This is a genomic window from Streptomyces cynarae, assembly GCF_025642135.1.
In the GTDB taxonomy this organism is placed as follows: Bacteria; Actinomycetota; Actinomycetes; order Streptomycetales; family Streptomycetaceae; genus Streptomyces; species Streptomyces cynarae.
In genome coordinates this window covers 3041888-3054603 of the sequence record NZ_CP106793.1, presented here as the reverse complement: position 1 = coordinate 3054603, position 12716 = coordinate 3041888, and the positions used below count along the sequence as shown (strand labels likewise).

At 69.2% G+C, this 12716-nt stretch carries 10 protein-coding genes and 1 pseudogene; 8 read left to right on the top strand and 3 right to left on the bottom strand.

The genetic code is table 11. The features are described 5' to 3' along the window. Nucleotides 1-65 precede the first annotated feature (65 nt). From mreC to N8I84_RS14230, 8 genes and pseudogenes are all read left to right on the top strand, one after another. On the top strand, nucleotides 66-1004 hold the full coding sequence (mreC, locus tag N8I84_RS14265; protein WP_263229886.1) for a rod shape-determining protein MreC: 939 nt from the start codon (nucleotides 66-68) through the stop codon (nucleotides 1002-1004). A 12-nt stretch (nucleotides 1005-1016) separates the two neighbouring features. Then, complete coding sequence (gene mreD, locus N8I84_RS14260; RefSeq protein WP_263229885.1) at nucleotides 1017-1685, top strand: rod shape-determining protein MreD; 669 nt, start codon at nucleotides 1017-1019, stop codon at nucleotides 1683-1685. A gap of 74 nt (nucleotides 1686-1759) precedes the next feature. After that, complete coding sequence (gene mrdA, locus N8I84_RS14255; RefSeq protein ID WP_263229884.1) at nucleotides 1760-4012, top strand: penicillin-binding protein 2; 2253 nt, start codon at nucleotides 1760-1762, stop codon at nucleotides 4010-4012. Next, nucleotides 4009-5208: a rod shape-determining protein RodA gene (rodA, locus tag N8I84_RS14250; protein WP_263229883.1), complete on the top strand. Its 1200-nt coding sequence runs from the start codon at nucleotides 4009-4011 to the stop codon at nucleotides 5206-5208. The genes mrdA and rodA overlap by 4 nt, the downstream gene beginning before the upstream one ends. A gap of 232 nt (nucleotides 5209-5440) precedes the next feature. Then, nucleotides 5441-6940 carry a CYTH and CHAD domain-containing protein gene (locus N8I84_RS14245; RefSeq protein ID WP_263229882.1) on the top strand — a complete coding sequence of 500 codons (1500 nt, stop codon included), beginning with the start codon at nucleotides 5441-5443 and terminating at the stop codon, nucleotides 6938-6940. 167 nt (nucleotides 6941-7107) lie between these two features. After that, on the top strand, nucleotides 7108-9078 hold the full coding sequence (locus N8I84_RS14240; RefSeq protein ID WP_263229881.1) for a TIGR03960 family B12-binding radical SAM protein: 1971 nt from the start codon (nucleotides 7108-7110) through the stop codon (nucleotides 9076-9078). Between the two features lie 577 nt (nucleotides 9079-9655). Beyond that, complete coding sequence (locus tag N8I84_RS14235) at nucleotides 9656-10318, top strand: CBS domain-containing protein (RefSeq protein WP_263229880.1); 663 nt, start codon at nucleotides 9656-9658, stop codon at nucleotides 10316-10318. A gap of 64 nt (nucleotides 10319-10382) precedes the next feature. Continuing rightward, nucleotides 10383-10736 (top strand): annotated as a pseudogene (locus tag N8I84_RS14230) (IS630 family transposase); the annotation flags it as partial. A gap of 89 nt (nucleotides 10737-10825) precedes the next feature. Here N8I84_RS14230 and N8I84_RS14225 read toward each other — a convergent pair. The 3 genes from N8I84_RS14225 to N8I84_RS14215 all read right to left on the bottom strand — a co-directional run bounded on the left by N8I84_RS14225 (nucleotide 10826) and on the right by N8I84_RS14215 (nucleotide 12677). Continuing rightward, nucleotides 10826-11221, bottom strand: coding sequence for an MmcQ/YjbR family DNA-binding protein (locus N8I84_RS14225; protein WP_263234757.1), 396 nt, complete (start codon nucleotides 11219-11221; stop codon nucleotides 10826-10828). Between the two features lie 123 nt (nucleotides 11222-11344). Further along, on the bottom strand, nucleotides 11345-11995 hold the full coding sequence (locus tag N8I84_RS14220) for a nitroreductase family protein (protein WP_263229879.1): 651 nt from the start codon (nucleotides 11993-11995) through the stop codon (nucleotides 11345-11347). Between the two features lie 148 nt (nucleotides 11996-12143). Continuing rightward, nucleotides 12144-12677 (bottom strand): carboxymuconolactone decarboxylase family protein, encoded by a 534-nt coding sequence (locus N8I84_RS14215; RefSeq protein WP_263229878.1) that lies wholly within the window; start codon nucleotides 12675-12677, stop codon nucleotides 12144-12146. Nucleotides 12678-12716 lie beyond the last annotated feature (39 nt).

Here is a 12716-nt window from a genome sequence, read left to right as displayed (position 1 = left end):
ATCGCCACCAACCGAACCTCCCATCCCCAACCTCCCATACGACGAGGAAGGCACGGCCGCCGCACGTGAGGGACACACGAGAGAGCCGGCTGCTCCTGGTGCTGCTGATCGCCATCGCGTTCGCTCTGATCACGGTGGACATCCGCGGTGGCCAGGACTCACCGGTCGAAGGTGCCCGACAGGCCGCCGCCACGGTCTTCGGCCCGATCGAGAACGGGGTGTCGTCCGCCGTCGACCCCGTCGGCAACGCGATCGCGGCCGTACGCGACTCCGGCAGCCGGCACGACCGCATCGCCCAACTGGAGCGCGACAACGCGGCCTTGAAGGCGAAGCTGGGCAGCGACGACCGCAACCGCAGCCGGCTCAAGCAGCTGGACAAGATGATCCGGGTGGCGGGCGAGGGCCAGTACGGCATCAAGGGCGCGGAGGTCATCGGGATAGGAGCGGCCCAGGGCTTCTCCTGGACCGTCACCATCGACGTGGGCGCGAACGACGGCATCAAGCGCGACATGACCGTCCTCAACGGCGACGGGCTGGTCGGCCGTGTCACCACCGTCGGCCCCGGCACCTCGACGGTGCTGCTGGCCAACGACCCGGACTTCACCGTCGGCACCCGAATGGAGGGCAGCGACGAACTCGGTTTCGCCTCCGGGCAGGGTGACCGCCCGCTGCGCGTGCAGCTCCTCAACGCCAAGGCGGACGTGAAGAAGGGCGACCGTCTGGTCACCTTCGGTTCCGAGGCCGACAAGCCGTTCGTGCCGGGCGTCCCGGTCGGCGTGGTCTCCCGGGTCGATCCCTCCGGCGGCGACCTGACCCGCACGATCTACGTGACCCCGTTCGTGTCCTTCACCAAGCTCGATGTCGTCGGCGTCGTCGTCCAGGCGCCCAAGAAGGACCCGCGCGACACCGTCCTGCCACCGAAGCCCCAGCCGACGCCCACGCCGACCGTGACCGTCACCGTCACCCCCTCGGCCTCCGCCGACGGCGGGCAGCAGACGCCCTAGGAGCCGAACCCGATGCGCCTCAACCGGATGCTGCTCGCCACCCCCCTGGTCCTCGTCGCCCTGGTGATCCAGGTGAGCGTCCTCGCCCGTCTGCACCTGCCCGGCGCCGTCCCGGACCTGGTGCTGCTGACCGTCGTCGGCCTGGCCCTGGTCTACGGCCACGTCGGCGGGTGCCTCGTCGGCTTCGGCGCGGGCCTGCTGTCCGACCTGGCCCCGCCCGCCGACCACGCCGCCGGCCGCTACGCCCTCGTGCTGTGCGTCATCGGCTACCTGGCCGGACTCGCCAAGCCGGAGAACGGCCGCCTGAAGTCCGCCAGCGGCCCCATGGTCGTGGTGGTCGCCGCCGCGATCGGCTCCACCCTGCTGTACGCGGGCGTGGGCGCCCTCGTCGGTGACACCGCCGCCCGCCATGTGGGCCTGCCGAGCCTGCTGTTCACCGCCGCGCTGTACGACCTGCTGCTCGCGCCCTTCGTGGTTCCCGGGATCATGGCCCTGGCCCGCCGCGCCGACAACGACCCGCTCGCCGAGACCAACTCCGCCAAGGCGGCCGACGTCTCCTCCGGCTGGCTGTCCTCCGGCACCGGCCTGCGCATCGGCAGCCAGCGCAGCGGCCTGAGGGTCAGAGCCGCCAAGGCCCGGGTGGCCCGCGCGGGACGCATCAAGGGGGTCAAGCGGCTGTGACGACAGGACCTGGGCCGCACAGGTCGACCGTGTACTCGTATGACCCGTACGTGCGCTGAGAGGGGGCGGCAGCAGTGACCAACATTCCCGAGACCGGGCGGACTCCACGGGTCCAGATCCGGCTCGTCGTCATCCAGATCCTCGTCTTCTCCCTCCTCGGCACCCTCGGCAGCCGCCTGTGGTACCTGCAGATCCGCGAGGGCGCCCAGTACCAGAAGGAGGCGTCCGGCAACCACGTCCAGCAGGTCGTCCAGCCCGCCGTACGCGGTGACATCCTGGACGCGCGCGGAGTCCCGCTCGCCGACAACGAGACCAAGCTCGTCGTCTCCGCCTCCCGCACCGACCTGCTGAAGATGAAGGACGGCGGCAAGGCCGTCCTGACCAAGCTGGCCGGTGTGCTGGGCATGAAGCCCCAGGACGTGATGGACAAGGTCCGGCTGTGCGACGCCAAGACGCCCCAGCCCTGCTGGAACGGCTCCCCGTACCAGCCCATCCCCATCACCGACGAGGCCACGCCCCGGCAGGCCCTGCAGATCCGTGAGCGCTCCGAGGACTTCCCCGGCATCACCGCCGAGCCGGAGGCCGTGCGCCGCTACCCGAGCCCCGGCGACTCCAACACCGCCCAGGTGCTCGGCTACCTCTCGCCCGTCACGGACCAGGAGATCCAGCAGGCGAAGAACACCGACTCCCCATATCTGCGCTCCGACATGGTGGGCCGCTCCGGGCTCGAGCGCCAGTACGACGCGGTGCTGCGCGGCAAGGCCGGCGTCACCCGCTATGAAGTCGACAACCTCGGCCGGGTCATCGGCAAGGCCAAGTCGGACGCCGCCGAACCCGGATCCAAACTGGTCACCAGCATCGACGCCCGGGTACAGCGGGTCGCCGAGTACGAGCTGGACCGGGCGATGAAGGTCGCCCGCACCCAGTTCGACAAGAACACCGGGGAGAACTACAAGGCCGACTCCGGCGCCGTCGTCGTGATGGAGGCCAAGACCGGCCGCGTCGTCGCCATGGCGTCCGCCCCTACGTACGACCCGAACGTGTGGGTCGGCGGGATCTCCGCCAAGGACTACAAGAAGCTCACCGGCAAGGACTCCGACTACCCGCTGCTCAACCGGGCCATCCAGGGCCAGTCCGCGCCCGGCTCCACCTTCAAGGTGGTCTCCACGGCCGCCGCGATCCAGGCCGGCTACGACTTCGACGGCCACTACCCGTGCACCAGCTCCTACTCGGTCGGCGGCCAGGTCTTCAAGAACTTCGAGGGGGAGAACTTCGGCCCGATCTCGCTCGGCCGCGCCCTGGAGGTCTCCTGCGACACCGTCTTCTACGGCCTCGCGGACAACGAGTGGAAGAAGGACGGCGGCATCAACCCCAAGAAGGGGCAGCCCAAGGACTGGTTCTTCAAGACCGCCCACCAGTTCGGCCTCGGCAAGCCCACCGGCATCGACCTGCCCAACGAGGTCTCCGGCCGCGTCCCCGACCGCGAGTGGAAGCAGAAGTACTGGGAGGCCAACAAGGACGCCTGGTGCAAGACCGGCAAGAAGGACGGCAGTTACGTCGAGAAGATCGCGTACGAGAACTGCCTCGAGGGCAACAAGATGCGCGAGGGCGACGAGATCAACTACTCGATCGGCCAGGGCGACACTCTTCTGACCCCGATCCAGGAGGCCGTCATGTACTCGGCGATCTCCAACGGCGGCACGCTGTGGGACCCGACCATCGGCAAGGCGATCGTCAGCCCCGACGGCAAGAAGGTCACCGAGATCAAGCCCAAGTCGCACGGCAGGCTGCCGATCGACGCCAAGACGCGGGACGTCATGGAGGAGGCCCTCGCGGGCGTCGTCACCCGCGGTACCGCCGCCTGGAAGTTCGGCGGCTGGCCGCAGGACAAGATCCCGCTGCACGCCAAGACCGGTACCGCCGAGGTCTACGGCAAGCAGACCACGTCGTGGCTGGCCACGTTCTCCAAGGACTACGCGGTCGTGATGACGATTGCCCAGGCCGGTACCGGTTCCGGTGCCTCCGGTGAGGCCGTCCACAACATCTACAACGCCCTGTACGGCGTCCAGTCCGACGGCTCGATCGACAAGAAGAAGGCTCTGCTCTACACCCCGCAGCAGGGCCTGCCCAAGATCCAGCCCGACGGCTCGATCGTCGCCCCGAAGATCGAGAAGTTCGACCCGAACGCCAACCAGGCCAGTCCGTCGCCCGGGCAGACGGCGCCCACCGACAACCCGCCGGCCACCGCGCCGTCGCCGACCGCGAGCAACCGCGACACCCGACGGCGCACGGGCCGCCCGAAGAAGAGGCGGAGGATCCTCACGTGACCGGAGCGAACAACTTCTCCGTCTCCGGGTACGGGCCCGAGCGGGCCGGCTGGACGCGGATCTTCGCCCGCGACGGCCTCGCCCGCCGCCTCGACTGGCCGATACTGCTGTCTGCCCTGGCCCTGTCCCTGATCGGCACGGCCCTCGTCTACTCGGCCACCCGCAACCGCACAGAGATCAACCAGGGCGACCCGTACTACTTCCTGATCCGGCACCTGATGAACACCGGCATCGGGATCGCCCTGATGATCGGCACGATCTGGCTCGGCCACCGCACCCTGCGCACCGCCGTGCCGATCCTTTACGGCCTCTCGCTGTTCATGGTGCTGCTGGTGCTCACCCCGCTCGGCGCCACCATCAACGGCAACCGCAACTGGATCGTCTTCGGCGGCGGCTTCTCCCTCCAGCCCTCCGAGTTCGTGAAGATCACGATCATCCTGGGCATGGCGATGCTGCTCGCGGCCAGGGTCGACGCCGGCGACAAGCCGTATCCCGACCACCGGACCGTGGCGCAGTCCCTGGGCCTGGCCGCCGTCCCCATGATGATCGTCATGCTCATGCCGGACCTCGGTTCGACGATGGTCATGGCGGTCATCGTGCTGGGCGTGCTGCTCGCCTCCGGCGCCCCCAACCGCTGGATCTTCGGCCTGCTCACCGCGGCCGCCGTCGGCGCGATCGCCGTCTGGCAGCTCCACATCCTGGACGAGTACCAGATCAACCGCTTCGCCGCCTTCGCCAACCCCGACCTGGACCCCTCAGGCGTCGGCTACAACACCAATCAGGCACGCATCGCCATCGGCTCCGGCGGACTGACCGGCGCGGGACTGTTCCACGGCTCCCAGACCACGGGCCAGTTCGTGCCCGAACAGCAGACCGACTTCGTCTTCACGGTCGCGGGGGAGGAGCTGGGCTTCCTCGGCGCCGGCCTGATCCTCGTCCTGCTCGGCGTCGTCCTGTGGCGGGCCTGCCGGATCGCCCGCGAGACGACGGAGCTGTACGGCACGATCGTCGCCGCCGGCATCATCGCCTGGTTCGCCTTCCAGTCCTTCGAGAACGTCGGCATGACCCTCGGCATCATGCCGGTCGCGGGCCTGCCGCTGCCGTTCGTCTCCTACGGCGGCTCTTCGATGTTCGCCGTGTGGATGGCGGTGGGACTGCTGCAGTCGATCCGGGTGGAGCGGCCGATGTCGGCGTAGGCCTTTGGCGGTCGGGCCCGGTCGGCCCGGTCGGGCCCGGTCGGGCCGACCGGGCCGGTCGTCCGGCGCGGGTCGGTTGTCCGGTACGGGTCGGTCGTCCGGTGCGGGCCCGTCCCGGTGGCCGTTTCTGGGGCTCCGCCCCCAGAGCCCCGCCCGGCCTGAACGGCACCTCGTCCTCGAACCCCCGTGGCACCCCCTGCCGTCCCGCACCGATTCCCACTAGATTCGCGTCATGGCGGACACCAAGCGCGAAATCGAGCGCAAGTACGAGGCCGCAGCCGATGACCAACTGCCCGACCTGACCGGCGTCGCAGGCGTCTCGGCCGTCATCGACAAGGGCGTCGCCGAACTCGACGCCACCTACTACGACACGGCCGACGAACGCCTGGCCCGCACCCGTCTGACCCTGCGCCGCCGCACCGGAGGCGGCGACGCCGGCTGGCACCTCAAGCTGCCGGTCGCCGACGGGGTCCGCGACGAGATCCGCGCCCCGCTCTCCGACACCGTCCCCGCCTCCCTGTCCGCCCTCGTCCGCTCCCGCGTCCGCGACACCCCCCTCGTCCCCCTCGTACGCCTGCGCTCCGCCCGCCACGTCCGCCACCTCGTCGATGCCGACGGCGCCCTGCTCGCCGAGGTCAGCCTCGACCACGTCCGCGCCGAGCGGCTCAGCGGCGGCACCGGCACCGCCGCCTGGACCGAGATCGAGGTCGAACTCGCGGACGCCGGCGACCCCCGCTTCCTCGACAAGGTCGAGAAGAGACTCCGCAAGGCCGGGGTGCACCGCTCACCGTCCCACTCCAAGCTCGCCAGGGCACTGCAGGAGACCGGCGGGCCCGCAGCGACCGGCGAGCAGCCCCCACCGGCCACCGCGGGCGACCACGTCCTCGCCTACGTCCGCGCCCAACGGGACGCGATCCTCGCCCTCGACCCCGCGGTACGCCAGGACGTCTTCGACTCCGTGCACGCCCTGCGCGTGGCCACCCGCCGACTGCGCAGCACACTCCGCTCCTACTCCAAGGTCCTCGACCCCGCCGTCACCGCCCCGATCGCCGACGAGCTGAAGTGGCTGGCCGGCGAGCTGGGCGTGGACCGGGACCAGGAGGTGCTGACCGAACGCCTGACGGCCGCCGTCGCCGCACTGCCCCGCCACCTGGTCGTCGGCCCGGTCCGCGGCCGGCTGCGCACCTGGTCCCGCGCGGGGCGCGGCGGCTCCCGGCGCCGCCTGATCGCGGTCCTGGACGGCGAGCGCTACCTGCGACTGCTGGACGCGCTGGACGCCCTGATCACTGACCCGCCCCTGCTGAAGGCGGCCGCCGGGAAACCGTCCACGGTGATCGCCAAGGCCGTACGGAAGGACGTCCGCAAGGTCGCCGACCTGATCGGCCGCGCCCTGGACCAGCCACCGGGCACCGACCGCGACCTCGCCATCCACGAGGCCCGCAAGAAGGCCAAGCGCACACGGTACGCCGCCGAGGCCGCCGCACCCGCCCTGGGCGCCCCCGCCGAATCCCTGGCCACGGCGATGAAGTCCCTGCAGACCCTGCTCGGCGACCACCAGGACAGCGTGATGGCCCGGATCGCCCTGCGCGAGCTCTCGGCACAGGCGCACACGGCGGGGGAGAACGCGTTCACCTACGGCGTCCTGTACGGCCGCGAGGAACAGCGCGCGGCAGCGGCGGAGGCGGCGCTGCCGGAACTGTGGCAGGCGGTGGAGGCGGAAGCGGACGTCTGAGCGGATGGAGGCCTGCCCGCGGTTCGATGCTGAGGCGGGACGGGCGGACCGGCGCCTGAGCCCCCTGTCCCTGCGGCCCGGCCCGCGGGCGTCCGAGGAGGTGTCCCGGCCGCGTTAGGCTAGATGGTCACCCCTGACAGTTCCGTCCAGCTCACGAAAGTCGCGAGATGTCTGCCGAAGCCGCTGTATCGGTGTTCCCGCAGCTCGAAGCTCTGCTGCCACACGTGCAGAAGCCGATCCAGTACGTGGGCGGCGAGCTGAACTCCACCGTCAAGCCGTGGGACGAGTGCGACGTCCGCTGGGCACTCATGTACCCCGACGCCTACGAGGTCGGGCTGCCCAACCAGGGCGTCATGATCCTCTACGAGGTCCTGAACGAGCAGCAGGGCGTCCTCGCCGAGCGCACCTACAGCGTGTGGCCGGACCTGGAGGCGCTGATGCGGGAGCACGGCGTTCCTCAGTTCACCGTCGACAGCCACCGCCCGGTGAAGGCCTTCGACGTGTTCGGCATCAGCTTCTCCACGGAGCTGGGCTACACGAACATGCTGACGGCCCTGGATCTCGCCGGCATCCCGCTGGAGTCCAAGGACCGGACCGTCGACGACCCGATCGTCATGGCGGGCGGCCACGCGGCCTTCAACCCCGAGCCCATCGCGGACTTCATCGACTGCGCGGTGATCGGCGACGGCGAGCAGGCGGTCCTCGAGGTCAGCAAGATCGTCCGCGCCTGGAAGGCGGAGGGCCGTCCCGGCGGCCGCGAGGAACTCCTCTTCCGCCTGGCGAAGACCGGCGGGGTGTACGTCCCGGCGTTCTACGACGTCGAGTACCTCCCCGACGGCCGTATCGCCCGCGTGGTCCCCAACCGCTCCGGCGTCCCGTGGCGCGTGTCGAAGCACACGGTCATGGACCTCGACGAGTGGCCCTACCCCAAGCAGCCGCTCGTCCCGCTCGCGGAGACGGTCCACGAGCGCATGTCGGTCGAGATCTTCCGGGGCTGCACCCGAGGCTGCCGCTTCTGCCAGGCGGGCATGATCACGCGCCCGGTCCGCGAGCGGTCCATCACGGGCATCGGCGAGATGGTCGACAAGGGCCTGAAGGCCACGGGCTTCGAAGAGGTGGGCCTCCTCTCCCTGTCCTCGGCGGACCACTCGGAGATCGGCGACATCGCCAAGGGCCTGGCGGACCGCTACGAGGACGACAAGATCGGCCTCTCGCTCCCCTCCACCCGCGTGGACGCCTTCAACATCGACCTCGCGAACGAGCTCACCCGCAACGGCCGCCGCTCGGGCCTGACCTTCGCCCCGGAGGGCGGCTCGGAACGCATCCGCAAGGTCATCAACAAGATGGTCTCGGAGGAAGACCTCATCCGCACGGTCGCCACCGCCTACGGCAACGGCTGGCGCCAGGTGAAGCTCTACTTCATGTGCGGCCTGCCGACGGAGACCGACGAGGACGTCCTCCAGATCGCCGACATGGCGACGCGCGTGATCCAGAAGGGCCGCGAGGTCTCGGGCTCCAACGACATCCGCTGCACGGTCTCGATCGGCGGCTTCGTCCCCAAGCCCCACACTCCCTTCCAGTGGGCGCCCCAGCTCTCCGCCGAGGAGACGGACACGCGCCTGGAGAAGCTGAGGGACAAGATCCGCGGCGACAAGAAGTACGGCCGCTCGATCGGCTTCCGCTACCACGACGGCAAGCCGGGCATCGTCGAGGGCCTGCTGTCGCGCGGCGACCGCCGGATCGGCGCGGTGATCCGCGCGGTGTACGACGACGGCGGCCGCTTCGACGGTTGGCGCGAGCACTTCTCCTACGACCGCTGGATGGCGTGCGCGGAGAAGGCGCTGGCCCCCTACGGCGTGGACGTCGACTGGTACACCACCCGTGAGCGCACCTATGAGGAGGTCCTCCCCTGGGACCACCTCGACTCGGGCCTCGACAAGGACTGGCTCTGGGAGGACTGGCAGGACGCCCTCGACGAGACGGAGGTCGAGGACTGCCGGTGGACGCCTTGCTTCGACTGCGGGGTGTGTCCGCAGATGGACACGCACATCCAGGTCGGTCCGACCGGCAAGAAGCTGCTGCCTCTGACGGTCAAGAACGCAGGTCCGACGCCGGCTTCGAGTGGTCACGCGCACTGAGGTGAGCGAGGCACTCGATCGGGCGGTGCAGGCGCTGGCGGGGGCGAGCGAGGAGGAGGTAGCGGCTGCGCTGACTGCTGCCGGCTCTTCTGGTCGTCGACGCTCGGCCCCGAAGCGCAGTCTTCGCACGCCCTTGCCGGAGCCTGCGGGTTTCTCGAATGTCTGCTCAGAGGTGGAATGGGTCTGAGCTCGCCACGGCTGAGTTACGACGTTCTTCGCTGGTTTCAAGACACCCGGCTACGCTCCTGCCTTCGGCCCGCTCCGCCCGCGCTGCGCCGACGCGCGCCCACATGCGGATAGGGCCAGTGGCCATGAGTCGAGCACCGCACAGCGCGGCCTCGCGGTCGAGGCGATGCCTCTGACGGGGGATCGGCCGGCACAGGGATGGTGGGGGCGCCGTTCTCGACTACGGCCCCTCAGTGGCGTGCGCGGGGGGATGGCTGGCCCTCCCCGCCAGGTCGAACGTCACTGGTCACCGGAGCGGCGCGGTGTTGTCATGGGTAGGGAGACGGGCCTGGACGAGCGGCCGCGAAGGCCGGGGCGCCGCGCCGTCGCGAAGCGGAGGAGACTGGATGCCATGCTGCACCGCCGCACGGTCGGCGACGTGATGACCGAAGAAGTCATCACCCTCCGCACCGACACACCGCTCCACCAGATCGCCTCCCTGCTCGACGCGAACGACATCGCCGCGGCCCCGGTCATCGATGACGAGGGCGTCCCCATCGGCGTCGTGTCCGCGTCCGACGTGCTGCGGCACGAGACCGGCATGCCCGATCCGCAGGGGCAGGACGGGAACGACGAGCGCGCGTGGGGCAAGGCTCGGGCCCGGACCGCGGGCGCGCTCATGAGCAGCCCTGTCTTCACCGCCCGTGCCGACTGGACGATCCCCCGGGCCGCGCGGGAACTCCACAGGCGGCACGTCAAGCAACTGCCGGTCGTCGGCGACCACGGGCTTCTGACCGGCATCGTCAGCCGTAGCGACCTACTGACCGCCTTCATCCGCTCCGACGTTGAAATCCGCGGCGAGGTCGAGCGGGACGTCCTGGGGCGCATCCTCAGCCTGGAAGAGGGCACCGTAGCGGTCGAGGTCCGGGACGGTGCCGTCACCCTGCGGGGTCACGTCCCGGAATCGCGTCTTGTGCCGGTGGTCGTGGGCCTGTGCCAGGGCGTCGACGGTGTCGTCGCCGTGGATGCCCACCTCGCGGCCGGCCGGGCAGGCCCTGGTGCAGCGCCGCATTGATCTTGCGGGGGTAGGTGCCCGCCGTCAGCGGCGACGGGGCTGCTGACTCGAGCAGCGCGAGTTCGAGTACCGACGCCACGGCACCGCCCCCATCATCGCGGCCCTGGACGTGCACACCGGTCAGGTCGTGGTCGAAGACATCGTCCGCAACGACTCGGCCACCTTCATCCGCTTCCTGCGGATGCTCGACCAGTCCATCGACCCGAAGCTCACGATCCACCTGGTCCTTGACAACGGGTCGTCCCGTGTCTCGAAGGCGACCCGGGCCTGGCTGGAAGCACACCCGAGGTTCGCCGTCCACCACACACCCGAACACGCTTCGTGGCTCAACCAAGTCGAGATCTTCTTCTCGATCCTGGCCCGCCGACTGCTGCGGCGCGGTGAGTTCACCTCGCGCCAGGACCTCATCGACCAGATCCGCGAGTTCACTCTCGCCCACGACGATGAGGCCCGGCCGTTCCGCTGGACCTACGACGGAGCCGGTTTTGTTTTCGTCTGCCGCGTCGGTCAGTCGGCGGACGGCAGAAAGCTGAAAGTGTCGGGGTCGACCGGGCGGTTCTGTCTGGGAAGGCCCGCGACGACGAGCAGGTACGACTCGGTCACGAGGTCGTCCACCAACGCCTGCCCGATATCCGCACCAGGTCTGACGGTGATCCAGTGCTTCTTATTCATGTGGTAGCCGCGAGAGATGCTCGTGTGCGACGCGCGGAGCGTCTCCGCATCTGAGGGATCGGCCTTGAGGATCACGACCGGCTCCCCAGGCATCGATGTCTGCAGCATGAACACCTTGCCGCCGACCTTCCACGCCTCCCAGTCGCCGGTGAACTGGTGCGTGTGCTCTGAAGCCGGGAGCTCTGCCGCGCGCGCGGCCGCGCGGTTCTGAACTGTCCTGTCTGCGTGCATCTTGGCCTCCTCGAGGTCGGTGGAGGTCAACTGTCCGGCGTCCGTCGGGCAGAGGTGCGGGCGCCGGACAGTCGAGTCCCCCAGAACCGAGCAGGCGCGCCGATCGCGCACCCGCTCAGTTCGTCACATGTGGGTGAAGATCTTCTCGGCGTCGAAGCGAGAGACCGGCTGGCGAGAGACGCGCGTCTCGTCCGGGTACCCGAGCGCCATGATCAGCGTTGTGGTGAAGTCGGTGTCGGTGAGGCCGAACGCTTCGTCGATCGCCGCGCGGTCGAACCCTTCCATCGGGGTGGCGTCTACTCCGAGAGAAGCGGCGGCCATCATGGTCGCGCCGACCACGAGGTAGGTGTTCTTCTCCAGCCAGTGGAGTACGTCGCCGCCATAGTTCTGCGACTGGATCTCCACGAAATTGGTCGCTCCAGCCTCCCATCCCTTCTGGATCTCCGGGTCCGCGAAGCGACCGTCCGCGCGCTCCTTCGCGAAGATCTCCTGCAAGTGCTCGTCGGGAATCGTCTTGCGGGTCGTGAACACGATCGCGTGCGACGCGTTCCGCACCTTCTCCTGGTTGTCCGCGAAGCGGCCGACGAGAGCGTCCGCAAGCTTGTCCTTGCCGGCCTGCGACTCCAGCACATGGAAGTGGTTCGGCTGGATGTTGACCGTCGTCGGCGAGGTGCGTAGGTAGCGCAGCAGGAGCTGGAAGGTCTCCTCCGGGATCTTCTTGTTCGGGTCGAAGTAGCGGGTGAGGTGCTTGGTGATCAGATTGTTGAGATCCATGCTTGGTTTTCGTTTCGTTGTCGGAGAGATGTCGGAGAGATCGGGTCAGCAGGCGGTTTCTGGGCGTTGGAGTCACGTCAGTACGTGGTGAACGTCGCTTTCATTGGGGCGACCTCCGTGCCGGTCGACGCGGTTTCGACGTCGCTGGCTACGCGCCCGCACCGGGGATGTCGACGACGGTGTCGTTGACGTTGTTGAGGTAGTTCGTGAGCAGCGTGACGACCACGACGGTGACGATCGCCTGGATCTCGGGGTCCGTGTACCCGGCCTCGCGGACCGCGGCGATGGCCTCGTCGCCCACCTGACCGCGGGTCTCGATCACCTGCTGGGAGAAGCGAGCGACGGCGGCACGCTTGGGATCGGTGGAGCCGCCGGTGCGGGCCAGCTCGATCTCCTCGGTCGACATGCCTCCGAGGTTCGCGGAGATGTATCCGTGCAGCGCCGAGCAGTAGTCGCAGTCGTTGGAGTGGGACGTGGCCAGCGCGATCGTGTGGCGGGTCTTCGCGTCGAGAAGCTTCGCGATGCTGCCCTGCAGGCCCATCACGATCTCGAGGACGGTCGGGTTGGCGGCGAGCGTGGTGAACATGCCCGGAGCGAAGCCGAACTGCTTGGCGATGGCGTCGAGCGTGCCCTGCGTCTTGGCGTCGATGTCGGTGAGCTCGGGCGTGCTGAGACGAGACATGGTGGCGGTCCTCGGTTCGGTATCAGTCTGGGCTGTTTG